Origin of the sequence: Xanthomonas euroxanthea (assembly GCF_903989455.1) — a bacterium.
Lineage (GTDB): Bacteria > Pseudomonadota > Gammaproteobacteria > Xanthomonadales > Xanthomonadaceae > Xanthomonas > Xanthomonas euroxanthea.
This window is the reverse complement of sequence record NZ_LR861803.1, coordinates 2,615,061-2,631,485: the sequence shown is the minus strand read 5'-3', so window position 1 is coordinate 2,631,485 and position 16,425 is coordinate 2,615,061. Positions and strand designations below refer to the sequence as shown.

The window sequence follows — 16,425 nt, the reverse complement described above, 5'->3', positions numbered from 1 at the left end:
TGTAGCGTTCACTCCAGGACGGAAATCCACTCTAGATACCGTGTTGCACGCGCGACCGGACCATCTGCGCGAGTGCACCGATGCCGGCGTCGATGCTGGGCACGGAGGCATAGCTGAAGGAAAGGCGGATCTGATTGCCTGCCTCCATCGTGTGGTGGAAGTAACTCATGGGCGTCCAAAGCACGCCATGGTCTCGCGCCGACACCATCAGATCCTGGTCGCTGACAAGGAAGGGAACCTCCAGGCTCAGGAAGAATCCCCCGGCCGGGCGATTCCAGTGGATGCCGTTGCACCACGCCGCATCGCGTGGGAAGTGTCGCTGCAGCGACGCCAGCATGGCGTCGCGGTTGCGCATCAGGGCGTCGCGGCGAGGCGCCACGTAGGCCATCAGCGAGCAGTCATGGGTGATCAGCAAACCGCCGATGATGGCCTGGCAGAGCGGCGAGGTGTTGACGGTCAGGAGGCTCTTGATCTTCGAAAGCTCGTCCACCAGGCGCGTCGTTCGCCCCTCACCTGCGTCGATACGGAGCGTACTGGCAATGAAGCCGAGGCGAACCCCCGGATAGACGCTCTTGGAAAAGCTGCCGACGAAGATGACATGGTCGCTTCCGGGCAGGCTCCTGAACGCAGGCAGGCGATCGCCGTCATACTGGAAGTAGTTGTAGGCGTGATCTTCGACGATGAGCAGGTTCAGTCCCCGCGACAACGACAGCAGGCGTCGACGTTGTTCCAGCGTCATGCACTCCCCGGTCGGATTCGCAAAATCCGGGGACAGGTAGATCAAGCGTGGTCTCTTGCCTTGTGCCGAGAGCCGCACGACAGCATGCTCCAACGCATCCAGATCAAGGCCGCCGCCACGTGCGGGAACCGGGCAGGTCTCCACCCCGAGCACACGGGCCGCGCCGGACATGCCGATGTAGGCTGGGTCCGGCACCAGGGCAACGTCGCCGGGATGGCCGCACAGCCCCAACAACAGCAGGCACATGGCTTCCTGGCACCCGACGGTGACGGCGACGTCCTCGCAGGTCAGTGCGATGCCTTCATCGTTCCACAGCAGTCGGGCGATAAGCTCACCCAGCGTGCCATTGGTCCGCCCGTACTGGCCAAGCGCGGCGTAGCCGCTGGCGAGCGCCTCGGCATCTCCCGCCTGGCTTTGGAGATAGCGCTCGATGTAGTCCAGTGACGCCTTGACGTCGAAGTGGGCCTCTGGCGGTCGCCCGGGCGCGAAGGAGATCGCGGAAGGAAAGCGAAGCGCCACTTCGTTCAGGAAGTTCATCACCTCCACCTGCGGATCGCCGAGCGCCGGGCTCAGGCTACAGCGTGGCAGCACCTTCAGGCCGTCACTGTCGACGTCACGCATGGTCAGGTTCATTCGTTGATCGCCAGGCTCTTCGCATCACCAAAAGGAACATAGCTGGAGGTGATCACGCGCTCCCCTGGTTCCAGTCCAGCCAGAACTTCCACCTGATTGTTACTACGCTGGCCGATGCGGATGTCACGCCGCCTGGCATGGCCACCATCGACGACGAACACCCAGGTGCCGCCGGTGTCGTTCATGTACGCACCGTTGGGGAGGGTGCGCGCCTTCTTCGGCTGCCCCATGGTGATGCGCAGGTCCACGCCCTGCCCCGGCCGCAACGACTTCGGCTGCTCGCTCGCGAATACCAGCTCCACGGAGAACCGGCCATCCTTGACCTGCGGAAAGATCGCACTGACCTTCACCGGGTACTCCCGCCCTTCCATGCGAACCACGCCGGGCTGTTCTATGCTGATGCGGCTTAGGTAATACTCGTCGACCAGCGTCGACAACTTGAACAGGTTCGGATCATCGATGCGCCCGATGTGCTGGCCCATTGTCACGGTCTGACCCACCTGCAGTTTCATCCCGGTCAGCCGTCCGTCGGTGGGGGATCGCACGGCCAGACCGTCGAGCGTGTTGTTGACCAGCGTCAGCCCAGCCTGCATGCGGCCAATGGCTTCGTCGAGCTGGGTGAGTGCTTGCCGCGACACCTCGATCTCGGCCCGGTGGCGCTCGCCTTCAAGGCGGATCTGACGTGCCAGTTGCGCGTGCGAATCGCGTGCGGTCTCAAGCTCGGACTCGGATACGTATTTCTGGCTGGCCAGCTCCTCGAACCGGGCGAGACGCTTGCCGTCGCGGTCCAGTTCGTACTCGAGATCCGCTATCCGCCGCACATAGGCACTGCGTAACGACTCCTGGGTTTCCCGTAAGGTCGAGCGATTGGAAATCTGCTGCGCGATCTCAGCTTGTCGTTCCAGCAACGCCAGGTTCCGCATGGGATTGGAGAGGCGGAACAGCAGCTCGCCCTTGCTGACGATGGAACCGTCGGTGGCCACTACCTCCTCGACCCTGCCTTCCTCCATCGAATCCAGTACGATGGAATTCAGGGGCTCTGCCCGCGCGCGCACGGCGACGTCATCATGGAATACGCCGTCGGTCACAGTCGCAGTCTGGATATCCTCCGATGCCACTCTCACTCCACCCGGCAGCAGTGCCCAGCCCAGCCACAGCAAGGCCAGTATCCCAACGGCAATGCCAACCCGCCGCCAAAGGCGCTTGCGGGTGGGTACGATGCGGCGGTCCATCCCCGCCCCGCTGCTGGGTTTGTTCGCCATGCTCATAGCCGGAGGTTCATCGCCGTGCTGTCGGTCGTCGTGCATCAGAAGTACATCTCGCGTCCACTGACGAGCCGCTCGGATTCAATACTGTGCTCGAGGCACCGTTCGATCAGACGATTGGACTCAACCAGCTGGACGCTGTCGGGCTCGTACTCCAGGCCCATGATGTACTTCATCCAGGGCTCCTGCCCCATGGCGTAGACGAAGACACGCGAGGGGGCAAGCGTGGAAATGATGCTCCACGCCCGCTCGCAGTCCGCGCCGGAGAGCCGGCGGGATTCGTTGTTGCGGCGATTCAGCGGTTTATTGAGCAGCGGTTCGTACAGCCAGTTGAGCGGCGCTCCCTGGCATTCCATGCCGATGAACAACGCATCGACCTTGCCGATCAGGCGCAGGATGCGTGCGTACAGGGCGACGTCACGGCCATCGGAGTCAATCAGGAAGAGACTCGTCGTTCCCTTGAGCTTCAGCGCGATGGCGTGCTTGCTGTAAATGTTGAGGTCGGCGTGCTCGCCGGTGAACGGCAGGCTCTGCAGGCTGCCTTCGGGCAGCGCAATGACATCCAGCGGCGACAGCACATCGATCCGTTCGAAGCCCAGGCGCTGCAACGCAAGCTTCATGGAAGGGTCGGCGACGCTGCCGCAGTTGTTGGAAGGGACCACCACGCGTCCGATACGATGCCGAAGCTGGAGCAGCATCTCGGCGCTGAAATGGTCCTGGTGCGAATGGGTCAGCACGACGTAGTCGATATGATCGGGCAGGTCATTCAGGGTCAGGCGACCGTCGTCGCCAGGTGCCAGCGCCACGAACGGATCGAACAGAATGGAAACATCCTGCGTCTGCAGCAGCACGCACGCATGCCCGAAGAAGCGCATGCGGACACCGTCTTGTTCCAGCGAACGATGCGGTTTGGCCACCGGCACTTCGGAAGTGAAGAAGCTGCGGAAGCGCGGCAGGTCCTGTTCGCTGACCTCGAGCTGGCGTGCCACCTCACTTACCGATCCGGCGGACGTCCGCATGGAACTGAGCGTATCGATGCGCGGATCGTCGAAGGTCAGTGGGAGCGATACGCCATTGGACGTCCGAAGACGCGGGGTGCTCATGAAGAACGGGCGCTCGGCGTCATCGATCTCCTCAAGCAGGATCTCATGGGTGTGGGCGGTGTCGTACTCACCGTACACCATGCTCTCGAAGAAGCGGACGCTGGCATGGTTGTTCGTGTCGTACTGAAATTCCACGAGACCTTTCAACGAGTCCGGCAGCTCCGCATACATCTCGTTGAGCGAATAGCCATTGGCCTTCTCCGGCAACGATCCTGCAAGCCTGCGAAGGTCATTGGCAAGGCCGATGAGGCTTTCACACTCCTGCTCGGTCTTGAGATTGAGCTCGCGCACCGCGTCCAGGTCGTCCGCACCCAGCCCCATGAACGGTCCACCGTACATCTTGGGGTCGGCGCTGGCCGAAAGATGAACGGAAGGATTGTTCATGAATGACTTCAGCAGCGGCTGCATGCGGAATGCGACGTGCAGCGCCAGCTGGACCGGAGACACGAGATGCGACCAGGCGTACCAGCGGCAGATCAAAGGCTCCAGCTTGACGCCGGGCTTGAGGTACGCAACATCTTCACCGGCGCGCTGAATTTCGTTCGACAGCATGGATCCTCCGAAGAATGCAGGGGTGGTTCGGGTTGAGTTGTCAGCAGATCAGCCGCGCAGTACCTGCGCCGGCGAGGTGGCCAGGGCGTTCAGCAGATGCCGACCGGTGGCAAGCAGGGCCAGCAGCGTGGCACCGAGCAGCGCGGCAACCAGCGGCCATGCCCCCATGGGTGCGCGTTCCACGAAGCCCGAGAGGTAGCGTTGCAGCGCGAACCCTGCAATCGGCAAGGCGATCACCGCACTGAATGCGATCAACGCTCCGATCTCGCGCCCCAGCCGCAGCAGGATGTCGCGCGACGTGGCGCCATAGAGCTTGCGTAGCACGATCTCTTTCGAACGCCGCTGCACGCTGTAGGCAGCGAGCACGTAGACGCCGAATGCGGCGATGAGCACGGCGATCAGCGTGGCAACGCCGAGCAGCCGCGCCAGCCTGAGATCTTCGGCATACCGCTGGGTGAAATAGGTCTGCTCCAGGTTGATGCGGGGAAGCTGGTCCGGGAAGTGTTGCATCCACAGCCGGGTGGCCGCGTCCTTCAATGCAAGCATGTCCCCGCTCCCACGCACGATCAGCACCACGGTACGTTTGCCGACGCCATAGATCATCGGCTGCGCCGCCTCGCGCAGCGTCTGCTGACGCATGTCGCCCACAACGCCGACGATCTGGCGCTCCACCCGGTTCAGGCCAACGCTGACCCACTTTCCCACGGCCTCGGACGCGCTGGGGAAGCCAAGGACACGCACGGCGGCGTCGTTGATCACAATGCCGGAGGCATTCTCGACATCGTCCGTGTCCGCTGCGAACACGCGACCAGCCAACGGTTGTACCTGCAGCGCTTCAAAGTACGCCGCGCCGACATCGACCGTGCGGACGGTGACACGGCCGCCTGCCGTGGTGGACACGGCTTCTTCAGAACCAATCATTGGATTGGCCCGACCCAGCGCATCCATGGACTCGGTCACGCTGGCTGCGCCGGGCAATCGGGCGACTTCGTCGCGGAACGCCCGGCTGGACGCGGCATTCATGTCTTCATCCATGTCGATGGCGATGAACCGTGCCGGATCGAACCCAGGGTCGACCGTGGTGGCGAAGTGTGTCTGCCAGACGATGCCCAGCGTCACCCCGATCAGCGCCATGGCCGTGCCGAACTGTAGGATCGTCAGCGCCCTTCGCAGCGCCAGGCCACCTGCAGTCTCCGAATTACCTCGCCCGGAAACCACGCCGGCAACCGGTTGCCGCAAGGCGATCATGGACGGGTAAAGCCCGGCAACCAGCCCAACGATCACGCCCACCAGCAGCCCGGCCGCGACAGTTCCCCAGCCCAGGCTGTCGCCGAGCGGCCGGTTGACAAGGTTGGAGAAGCTGTCGATCAGCAGGAAGGTCAACACCAGGCCCAGGACGCTCGCAAGCAACGATACGATCAGCGACTCGGCAAGGAACTGTGCGGTGATGCGGCCTGCACTGGCTCCCAGTACTTTGCGGATGGCGATCTCGCGCTGACGGCGCACGGTCCGGATGGTCGCCAGATTCACGTAGTTGACCACAGCCAGGAGCAGGATCAGCAGTGCAATGGCGAGGGTACCCAGAACCATGCGCTTGTCGCCACGATCTCCGCTGCCCATGCTATGGATCACGTCCTTGTCGAAATAGGCCTGGTCGATCCGGCCCACCCGCACGTCCATCACGGCCTGGTCCCCGAGGTTGGTGACCATTTCGGCAGGAAGACTTGAGCGCAGCGGCGAGGCATCGACCGCCTGCTGCAGGGCGGTGGTGACCTGCCCGGGTTCCACACCGGGCTTGATCTTGAAGTAGATCGATCCTCCCAACCCACCCCATTCATTGTAGGAACTCTGTCGTTCCTCTTCGCTCCAGGCCGCGTTGCGGATGGCCAGCAGCGCATCATAATGAACCGTGGAATTGCTGGGCGGATCTGGCAACAGTGCTACCACGGTAAACGTGGCGCCCTTCACCCTCAGTGTCCGTCCCATGGCCTGGGCCGAGCCGAACAGCTTGACCGCGGATTCCCGGGTGAGCGCGACGGCATCTGGCCGCGTCAAGGCCTCAGCAACGTCGCCCTGCTCCGCCTCGATGCCGAACATGGACGCAAACGCAGGTTCCACCGCCATCAGCTGAAGCGGTTGTGCCCGGTTCTCGACAACGACGCTGCTGGCCTGTTCGACGAACGAGGACACACCGTCGGTCAGTCCTGCCTTCTGCAACGCGTCAGCGAATGGAAGCGGCATCAGCTCGGTCCACTGCGGCTTGTCGAGCAGATTCATCTTGTGCTTCAGCACATAGAGCCGCTCGGCCTGCGGTGCCTGACTGTTGTAGCTGAAGGAATACTGGACATAGCTGAGCAGCAGGAAGAAGGCAGCCATGCCCGTGGCAAGGCCGCCCACCACAACGGCGGAATAGACCCGCTCCTGCAGCATGACACGGAAGCCGATGCGGAAATCGCTAAGTTTCATGTCTGAGGATTCTCGAGTTCAACGACCAGTCGGCGCATCTGGCCGCCAGGCCGCCAGCGCAAGGCGGACAGGGGCCCGAATCGCACCCGTGGAAACGGCGATCAGGCGTATTCGGCGGTTGGCTGCCGCACGGTGTCCCCGATGACCTTGCCATCGAGCAGGGAAATGCATCGACCTGCCTGCTGCGCCTGCTGCGGTGAGTGCGTGACCATGACCAGCGTTGTGCCTTCCTGGTTGATCTTCTTGAGCAACGCCATCACTTCTTCGCCGTGCGCGCTGTCCAGGTTTCCGGTCGGTTCGTCGGCCAGCAGCACCGAGGGACGCGAGACCAGGGCGCGGGCGATGGCGACGCGCTGCTGCTGGCCACCCGACAGCTGCGATGGACGATGGGTGGCGCGGTGGTCGAGGCCCAGCCGCTCCAGCATCGCGGTGACACGGGTGCGTCGCTCCGCGCGCGGCACGCCAGAGTATTCCAGCGCCAGCTCGACGTTTTCGAAAACGGTCAGTTCTTCGATCAGGTTGAAGCTCTGGAAAATGAAACCGATGCGCCCGCGGCGAAGGGTATTCAAGCGCATCTCGTTGGGTCGACCGATGCTTTCTCCATTCAGTTCGTAATCGCCGGAGTCGGGAAGGTCGAGCAGGCCAAGCACGTTGAGCAGCGTCGACTTTCCGCACCCGGAAGGACCTGTTATCGCGACGAACTCACCCTCGTTGACCTCCAGGGAGATATTGTCGATGGCGGTGGTCTGCACTTCTCCCGTGGTGTAGCACTTGCTGAGATTTTTCAACTTGAGCATTCAACGTCCTCTACTGGAACTGAAGAGCCGACGGGCCCGACATGCTGCAATGCAGTTAGTACGAACCCGACTCTTCAAGCTGCGAGAAGAGTTCGTTGATGTTGTCGTCGAGAAATCCGGCTTCGCCGCTGCGCTGGATGAGCTCAAAACTCATCCCCGTATTGGGATCACGGCTGGTGAAGGTTTGCGTAAGCCCAGGGCCCTTGATCACCGAGGTGTCGAACGGAACGCCCTTATCCTTGAGTTCGGCCATGGTGCCTTCAGTATCGTCGACCGCCAATGCAATGTGCGCCACACCGGGACCGTAGCCGTCTATCAAACGGGAAACCTGGGAATCAGGCCCCGTGCCTTGGCAAAGGACGAAGGTAATGTCGTTGTGCACTACTTCTGCTGAGATCATTCCCGTTCTCTTCCCTGTGATGGTGCGCTGCGCAACAAGCTCAAACCCGAGCACGTCGACAAACAGCTTGACCGCAGCGTCCAGATCCCTGACAGCAAGTGCCAGATGATCGATCCTCTTATATTTGACTGGCTGTATCAAGTCCAGAACTCCCTTTTTACTTTCGTCGTGGATGGAATCTCGCTTTCGATGCCCGTGTCGTTGCGTCGGGCGCGCATCCACGCCGCCAATTCCGTCACATTCTTTCCGCTCAGCAGGGTGATGTGATTGCCTGGGGCGCGCCACAGTCGCGCTTGCGGTGTGTGGCATCGCCATGCCGGGAAGCCTGCCTCCGCATCATCCGCGGATGCATCCTCCTCCACCCCCACCAGTTCCACGGCGCGTGTAAGGGGACGTTGCGGCAGATACCTGGAATTTACGTTGGCTTCGAAGACGCGTACCACGCCGGTGAGTACCTGAATCGGTGTCCTCGGCGGCAGTACCCCTCGCGCGATCAGGCGCGACAACAGCAGCTCGAGCTGACCAGTGGCATCGACCACGTTGAAGTCGTCGGCGCTGAGCCCAAGCGGAAGGTCCAGGTTCATGTCGTACAGCTCCACTAGGTGCAGCAGCGCTTCCAGTCGATTCGAACTGCGTGGTGTCGCTGAGGGAGGCGAGCTGTCGAGGATGAACAGCGAGGTGACCTCGCGCCCGGCCGCCTCGAGTTTGCGTGCGACTTCCAGAGCAACCCATCCACCAAAGGAGTGGCCCAGCACATCGCAGGGACCGTCCGGTTGGGAGGCAATGATGGCGCGGACGTAGCTTTCGGCCGCCGCTTCCACGTCTGGATAAGGCGCGAGGAGCGAGTCCAGTCCACGCGGCTGCAGCCCGATCAACGGAATCTCCGATCCGAGGGCCATGGCCAGCTGGCAGAAGCCCGTCACGCTGGCACCGGCACCGGGGACGCAGTAGATGGGGCGTGCGCCGGATGCTCCGCCCTGAATCGTGACCAGCGGCTGATAGCGATGTTCTGCATCGGTGTTAGCCAGGGTGTGTCCTGCTGGCACAGCTGCCGCCTGTCCATTGCGAAGTTCAGTCAATTCCAACTCCTTGTCTGTCGTGTCATGTGTCATGGCGATACTTTCCACGCGCACGGTCTCACTCCTTGCGTTGCTGGATGCGGTGTCGGTTTGTCCCGCGATGGTTGCGGCGAGACCGGCGACCGTCGGGGTGAGGAATACGCTTCGGATCTCGACGTTGAGCCCCTGCCCTCGCAGACGGTCTACCATCATGACCACGATCAATGAGTGTCCACCGACTTCGAAGAAGTTGTCCTGCCGTCCGACACGCTCCAGCCCTAGCAGCTCGGCCCAGATGCCGGCCACCTGTACTTCGATCTCCGATACGGGCGCTTCATGACCGCGCGTGGCCACTGCCGCCGCGTCGGCGGCCGGCAACGCGGCCCGGTCCAGCTTGCCGTTGGCGGTCAGCGGCCAGGCCGCCAGCACCACGAACGCGCTGGGCAGCATGTACTCGGGCAGCTTGCGTGCCAGTGCGTCGCGCAGCACCGCCGGTACCGGCTCGGCACCGTCCTCGGCAATCAGGTAGGCCACCAGCCGGCGATCGCCGCCCGGCTCCATCGCCGCCACCACCACTGCCTCGCGGATGCCCGCGCAGGCCACCAGCTGTGCCTCGATCTCACCCAGTTCGATGCGGAAGCCGCGGATCTTGACCTGCTGGTCGTTGCGGCCCAGGTATTCCAGCGTGCCATCGGCCCGCCAGCGCCCCAGGTCCCCGCTGCGATACAGGCGCGCCTGCGGATCGGTACTGAAGGGATCGGCGATGAAGCGCTCGGCGGTCAGCCCGGGGCGGTTAAGGTAGCCACGTGCAACGCCGCCCCCGCCAATGTGGATCTCGCCCACCACGCCCTGCGGCACCAGTTGTCCCTCCCTATCCAGCACATAAAGGCGGGTGTTGGCGATCGGACGCCCGATCGGGACCGCGCCGTCGGCCTGGCACATGCCATCGGCTACCTGCATCGCGCAGCCGACCGTGGTCTCGGTCGGGCCATACTCATTGATGATGCGTGCGCCGGGTGCCAACGCCTGCAGCGTTGCCGCCGTGCTGGACGGCAGCGCCTCGCCACCGACCACGAACAGGTGCGGCGGGCAGACCCGGCCGGTCTGCGCCAGCTGTTCGCACAACACCACCAGATGCGAAGGCGTGATCTTGCACAGCGTGCCGGCCGGGCTGTCCAGCAATAGCTGTGGCAATGCCGCCAGCTCCGTACCTTCCGGCACCAGCTGCACGCTGCCACCCGTAATCAGTGGCAAATACAGGGAGGTGATCGTCGCATCGAACGCAAACGGCGAGGACACCAGCGCGTCGATCCGCGTGTCGCCCGCATAGGCGTGCTGCGCCCAGTGCAGGTAATGCTCCAGCTGGCGGTGCTCGACCATCACCCCCTTGGGTTGACCGGTCGAGCCGGAAGTATAGATCACATACGCCAGATGCCGCGGTTGCAACGCCGGCACCTGCGGCACCTGCGCAGGCTGCTGGGACAACGCACGTTGCTGGTCCGGATCGTCCAGCGCCAGGCACGGCATCGGCAGGCCCGGGGCCAGCGCCTGCCGGGTCAGGACCACCCGGGGCGCGGCATCCTCAAGCTGCCAAGCCACCCGTGCGGCCGGTGCGGCCGGGTCCAGCGGCACATACGCCGCGCCCGCCTTGAGCACGCCGAGCAGCGCCACCATTAGGTTGATGCCACGCTCCAGGCACACCGCGACGCGGTCATCTGGCGCCACGCCCAGCGCAAGCAGATGATGGGCCAACTGGTTGGAACGACGCTCCAACTCGCCGAAGCGCAGCACATCCGTGCCGTGCACCACCGCCACGGCATCCGGCCGCGCCTGTGCCTGCGCGCTGAACCGGGCGGCCACGCGGCCTGCGTCAGCAACGCACGCGTCGGTCGCGTTGAAGTCGAGCAGCAGCTGCTCGCGTTGCGATGTGGTCAGCAACGGCATCTGCACCAGCGGCAGCTTCGGCTCGGCGACCATGGCTTCCAGCAGCGTGGCCAGGTGCTCGGTCCACCGCTGGACGGTCGCCGCCTCGAACAGGTCGCTGGCATATTCCAGCGTGCACGTCAGCGCATCGCCCTTCGCGCCCAACGACAGCGACAGGTCGAACTGGGTGGTCGTGTGCGGAGCCGGCAGGGAGGACAGGGTCAGTCCCGGCAGATCCTCGGCCTCGGCCTCGGGCGTGTTGTTCAAGGTCAGCAGCACCTGGAACACCGGACCATGGCCAAGGCTTCGCGTCGGTTGCAGTGCCTCCACCACCTGCTCGAACGGCAGGTCCTGATGGGCATAGGCCGCCAACGCCGTGGCCTTGACCTGCGCCAGCAGCCCGGCCACGTCCGCTGCCCCCTGTACATTCACCCGCAGGGCCAGCGTGTTGACGAAGAAACCGATCAGCGGTTCGATTTCGGCGCGCTGCCGGTTGGCCACCGGCGTCCCGATTACCACCTCGTCCTGGCCACTCAGGCGAGATAGCAGGGTCGCCCAGGCCGCCAGCACGGTCATGAACAGCGTAGTGCCGTGCTGCTGTGACAGGGCGCGCAATCCATTCACCAGCGATGCCGGCAGATCGAATGCAATGCTGCCACCGGCGTAGCTCTGCACCGCCGGACGCGGGTGGTCGGTCGGCAGTTCCAGCAGGGCCGGCGCACCGCTCAGATGCTCGCGCCAGAACCCGATCTGCTGCTGCAGCGTTTCACCCTGCAGCCATTGCCGTTGCCACATCGCATAGTCGGCGTACTGGATCGGCAGCAGTGCCAGTGGGTCCGGCTGGCCCTGGCTGAACGCAGCGTAGAGCCGGCTCACCTCGCCGATCATGACGCCGATCGACCAGCCATCGGAGACGATGTGATGCTGGGTGACCAGCAGCACGTGTTCGTTCGCGGACAACCGCAGCAACTGGCCACGGATCAACGGACCACGGGCCAGGTCGAACGGTGCCCGCGCCTCCTGCGCACTGCGCTGCACCACCATCGCCTGCTGCATGTCCACCGTCAACCCGGACAGATCCGCGTGCGTCAGCGCGAACCCCACCGTATCCGGCGCGAACTGCTGTACCGGACCGTTCACGGTCTGCACGAAGTACGTGCGCAGGCTCTCGTGCCGGGCCACGATCCGATCCAGCGTGGCCTGCAACGCGGCACCATCCAACGGCCCTTCCAGGCGCAGCGCCGTGGGCATGTGGTAGGCCAGGCTCGCCGCCGGGTCGAGCTGGTCCAGGAACCACAGCCGCTGCTGCGCCCACGACAACGGCAGCGCGCCGGTACGCTCCACCGGCAGCAGCTCGCCCAGCTTGCTGCCAGCACTGCCAGCCAGCGCCGTGCAGAAGCCGGACAGTGTCGGCTGCTCGAACACTCTACGTAGCGGGACTTCCCTGCCAATCGTGCGACGCAACGTGGCCACCAGCTGGGTGGCCAGCAGCGAATGTCCACCCAGTTCGAAGAAGTGGTCGTGGCGTCCGATGCGGGCCACGCCGAGCAGCGCGCTCCAAACCTCCGCCACCCGCGCTTCGGTCGCGGTCGCAGGTGCTTCATAGGCCTGTGTGGAGACAGCTGCAGCGTCCGGTGCCGGCAATGCGCGCCGGTCGAGCTTGCCGCTGGCATTGACCGGCCACGCGTCGACCGTCACGTAGGCACCGGGCACCATGTAGTCCGGCAGCGCGCCGGACAGCGCCTCGCGCAACGCAGCCGAAGCCGGCATCGCACCCGTGTCGGCCTGGACGTAGGCCACCAGGCGCGGATCACCCGGGCGGTCTTCGCGGGCCAGCACCACCGCTTCACGGACCCCGGCACAGGCGCGCAGACGGCTCTCGATTTCGCCCAGCTCGATGCGGAAACCGCGGAGCTTGACCTGGAAATCGTTTCGCCCTACGTACTCCAGCGTGCCATCGGCACGCCAGCGGCCCAGGTCGCCGGTGCGGTACAGGCGGGCCTGCGGATCGGTGCTGAACGGATCGGCAATGAAGCGCTCGGCGGTGAGCGCCGGCTGGTTGAGATACCCCCGGGCCACGCCTGCGCCACCGATGTGGATCTCCCCCACCACTCCCAGCGGCTGCACCTGCTGCCACGCATCGAGCACATGCACCTGGGTGTTGGCGATCGGCCGGCCGATCGACGGCTCGCCGGTCGCCCTGCATGCTGGCTCCAGCAGGGTCGCCGTGGCGTAGACCGTGGCTTCGGTCGGGCCGTAGGTATTGAGCAGCTGGCAGGGGTGCCGCGCGCAGGCGTGATGCCAGCGTGCAACGCTGTCCGCGCTGGCCTTCTCCCCACCGATGACCACCAGCCGCGCGCAGGTCTGCGCCAGGCCGTGTTCAAAACCGGCATCGCCCACCCAGTAATGCCAGAACGCCGTGGGCAGTTCGACAACGCTGATCCGCTGGTCGCGCAGGTACTGGCTGAAGGTGCTGTCCGGCGGCAGCAGCGACGGTCGCAGCACCAGGGTGGCACCGGCCGCCAACGGCGCGAAGATCTCCTCCACCGAGGCGTCGAAGGACATTGAGGCGAACTGCAGCACCCGGTCGTCACGGCCCAGTCCGCAGCGCCGCACGTGTTCGGCCACCAGGTTGACCATGCTGTGGTGCTCCACCAGCACGCCCTTGGGCCTGCCCGTGGACCCGGAAGTGTGAATCACATACGCCAGATCGTGCGCGTCCGAGGTCACGGCAGGATCGTGCTCCGGCAATGCACCCAGCCGCTCCATCGTCGCCGCATCGCCCAACACCACCTGCGCCGGTGCCACCGTCTGCAACCAGTCGTGGACCGCCGCGGGCAAGCCAATGTGGCTCAGTACGGCCGTCGGCGCGCTGTCCTGGACGATATAGGCCAGGCGTTCGCGTGGATAGGCCGGATCCAGCGGCACGTAGCCCGCACCGGCCTTGAGGATGCCCAGCAACCCCACCACCATATCCACGCCGCGCTCCATGCACAGCGCCACGCGATGCTCCGGGCCCACGCCCAGCCCGATCAGCTGATGGGCCAGCTGATTGGATTGCCGGTTCAGTTCGGCGTAGCTCACCGCGCGGTCTTCATGGATCACCGCCACGGCCGACGGAGCCTGCTGCACCTGGCGTTCGAACAAGGCCTGTACCGTCGCTGCCTCCACCGGTGCTGAGGCCGTCTGGTTGAACGCCCGTACCAGCTGGTCACGCGCGAAGTCGGCCAGCAGCGGCACGGCCGCCACCGCCTGCCGGTCATCGGCCACCATCGCCTCCAGCACCTTCACCAGGTGCGCGCACCAACGCTGCACGGTGGCCGCGTCGAACAGGTCGCTGGCATACTCCAGCCCCCCTTCCAACACCTCGTCGGCTTCGATCAGCGAGAGCGACAGGTCAAACTGGGTCGTGGTCTGCTGCGACTCCAGCGGCGACAGCACCAGCCCCGGCACCTCGGTCGCACCGCGCACCGGCGTGTTGTTCAACGACACCATCGTCTGGAACACCGGGCTGTGGCCGAGGCTGCGCGTCGGCTGCAATGCCTCCACCACCTGCTCGAACGCCAGCTCCTGATGAGTGTAGCCGGCCAGCGCGGTCGCCTTGACCTGGGCCAGCAGCCCGGCCACGTCCGACGCGGCCTGCACGTTCACCCGCAGGGCCAGGGTGTTGACGAAGAAGCCGATCAGCGGCTCGATCTCGGCGCGCTGCCGGTTCGCCACCGGTGTCCCGATCACCACCTCGCCCTGCCCGCTCAGGCGCGACATCAACAGCGCCCAACCGCTGAGCAGGGTCATGAACAGCGTGGTGCCATGTCGCTGCGACAACGCGTGCAGTCGTTCCACCAGCGGTGCCGGCAAGGTGAATGCCACATTGCCACCGGCATAGCTCTGTACCGCTGGACGCGGCCGGTCGGTGGGCAGCTCGAGCAGCGCCGGCGCACCGCTCAGGTGCTCGCGCCAGAACCCGAGCTGCTGCTGCAGCGCCTCGCCCTGCAACCACTGCCGCTGCCAGAGCGCGTAGTCGGCATACTGGATCGCCAATGGTGGCAGCGGGTCCGGCTGGCCCTGGCTAAAGGCCTCGTACAAGGCGGTGACTTCGCCGATCATCACCCCGATCGACCAACCGTCGGACACGATGTGGTGCTGCGTCACCAGCAGCACGTGCTCCTGCGCGGACAAGCGCAGCAGCTGGCCGCGGATCAACGGGCCGGTCGTCAGATCAAACGGGCTCTGCGTCTGCCGGCGATCGGCCTCGGCCACCGCCTCCGCCTGCGCGGCCGGAGCCAGGTCGCCCAAGTCCCGGTACTGCAGCGCGAAGCCGATCGAGTCTGGCGCGAACTGCTGCACCGGGCCGTCCTTGCCCGAGACGAAGCGCGCGCGCAGGCCCTCATGCCGCGCCACTACCCGATCCAGCGCAGCCTGCAGCGCCACCCTGTCCAGTGCGCCCTGCAGGCGCAACGCCGCCGGCATGTGGTACGCCGCACTCGCGGCCGGATCGAGCTGATCCAGGAACCACAGCCGCTGTTGCGCCCACGACAACGGCAGCACCTCCGGCCGCACGGTGGGAACCAGCGCCTCCAGCGTGCTCGGCGCACTCTCCTCCACACAGGCCGCAAAGGCCGCCAACGTGGGATGACGGAACACCTGACCCAGCGGCACTTCCCACCCCAGCAGCCGGCGCACGGCCGAGACCACCTGGGTGGCCAGCAGCGAGTGTCCGCCCAGTGCGAAGAAGTTGTCCTGCCGTCCGACACGCTCCAGCCCCAGCAACTCGGCCCAGATGCCGGCCACCTGTACTTCGATCTCCGATACGGGCGCTTCATGACCGCGCGTGGCCACTGCCGCCGCGTCGGCGGCCGGCAACGCGGCCCGGTCCAGCTTGCCGTTGGCGGTCAGCGGCCAGGCCGCCAGCACCACGAACGCGCTGGGCAGCATGTACTCGGGCAGCTTGCGTGCCAGTGCGTCGCGCAGCACCGCCGGTACCGGCTCGGCACCGTCCTCGGCAATCAGGTAGGCCACCAGCCGGCGATCGCCTGCCCGCTCCTCCCGTGCCACCACCACTGCCTCGCGGATGCCCGCGCACGCCAGCAACTGTGCCTCGATCTCCCCCAGCTCGATGCGGAAGCCGCGGATCTTGACCTGGAAATCATTGCGGCCCACATAGTCCAGCGTACCGTCGGCACGCCAGCGCGCCAGGTCGCCGGTGCGGTACAGGCGCGCCTGCGGGTCGGCGCTGAACGGGTCGGCGATGAAACGCTCGGCCGTAAGCTCGGGCCGGTTGAGGTAGCCCCGCGCCACCCCGTCGCCACCGATGTGCAGCTGGCCCACCACCCCCACCGGCACCACCTGCCCGGCTGTGTCCAGCACATGGATCCGGGTGTTGCCGATCGGTCGCCCGATCGGGATCGAGCGCTGCCCCGGTGCCACCGGAGGAATCAGGTAGGTCGTGGCAAAGGTCGTGCTTTCCGTCGGGCCATAACCATTGAGCA

At 65.1% G+C, this 16,425-nt stretch carries 7 protein-coding genes (1 of these 7 cut by a window edge); all 7 read right to left on the bottom strand.

The window, feature by feature from the left end:
• Nucleotides 1-31: 31 nt before the first annotated feature.
• Nucleotides 32-1,372 carry an aminotransferase-like domain-containing protein gene (locus H7A86_RS10925; RefSeq protein ID WP_119131932.1) on the bottom strand — a complete coding sequence of 447 codons (1,341 nt, stop codon included), beginning with the start codon at nt 1,370-1,372 and terminating at the stop codon, nt 32-34.
• Nucleotides 1,369-2,634, bottom strand: coding sequence for an efflux RND transporter periplasmic adaptor subunit (locus H7A86_RS10920; RefSeq protein WP_119131941.1), 1,266 nt, complete (start codon nt 2,632-2,634; stop codon nt 1,369-1,371). The genes H7A86_RS10925 and H7A86_RS10920 overlap by 4 nt, the downstream gene beginning before the upstream one ends.
• A gap of 44 nt (nt 2,635-2,678) precedes the next feature.
• Nucleotides 2,679-4,292 (bottom strand): MBL fold metallo-hydrolase, encoded by a 1,614-nt coding sequence (locus H7A86_RS10915; RefSeq protein ID WP_119131933.1) that lies wholly within the window; start codon nt 4,290-4,292, stop codon nt 2,679-2,681.
• Nucleotides 4,293-4,340: 48 nt separating this feature from the next.
• Nucleotides 4,341-6,758 (bottom strand): ABC transporter permease, encoded by a 2,418-nt coding sequence (locus tag H7A86_RS10910; RefSeq protein WP_119131934.1) that lies wholly within the window; start codon nt 6,756-6,758, stop codon nt 4,341-4,343.
• A gap of 101 nt (nt 6,759-6,859) precedes the next feature.
• Entirely contained in the window at nt 6,860-7,555 is a 696-nt protein-coding gene (locus tag H7A86_RS10905; protein WP_119131935.1) for an ABC transporter ATP-binding protein, read from the bottom strand.
• 55 nt (nt 7,556-7,610) lie between these two features.
• Nucleotides 7,611-8,096 (bottom strand): VOC family protein, encoded by a 486-nt coding sequence (locus tag H7A86_RS10900; RefSeq protein ID WP_180707846.1) that lies wholly within the window; start codon nt 8,094-8,096, stop codon nt 7,611-7,613.
• A protein-coding gene (locus H7A86_RS10895; protein WP_232099064.1) for a non-ribosomal peptide synthase/polyketide synthase crosses the window boundary here: on the bottom strand, nt 8,093-16,425 show its end. 8,875 nt of this gene lie beyond the right edge of the window; only the last 8,333 of its 17,208 coding nucleotides appear in the window; its start codon lies beyond the right edge, outside the window; its stop codon occupies nt 8,093-8,095. Before H7A86_RS10895 ends, H7A86_RS10900 begins: the two co-directional genes overlap by 4 nt.

Excerpts from the sequence above, each read along its gene's own strand:
- H7A86_RS10925 (WP_119131932.1), bottom strand. The coding sequence starts at position 1,372 with ATGAACCTGACCATGCGTGACGTCGACAGTGACGGCCTGAAGGTGCTG.
- H7A86_RS10920 (WP_119131941.1), bottom strand. The coding sequence starts at position 2,634 with ATGGCGAACAAACCCAGCAGCGGGGCGGGGATGGACCGCCGCATCGTA.
- H7A86_RS10915 (WP_119131933.1), bottom strand. The coding sequence starts at position 4,292 with ATGCTGTCGAACGAAATTCAGCGCGCCGGTGAAGATGTTGCGTACCTC.
- H7A86_RS10910 (WP_119131934.1), bottom strand. The coding sequence starts at position 6,758 with ATGAAACTTAGCGATTTCCGCATCGGCTTCCGTGTCATGCTGCAGGAG.
- H7A86_RS10905 (WP_119131935.1), bottom strand. The coding sequence starts at position 7,555 with ATGCTCAAGTTGAAAAATCTCAGCAAGTGCTACACCACGGGAGAAGTG.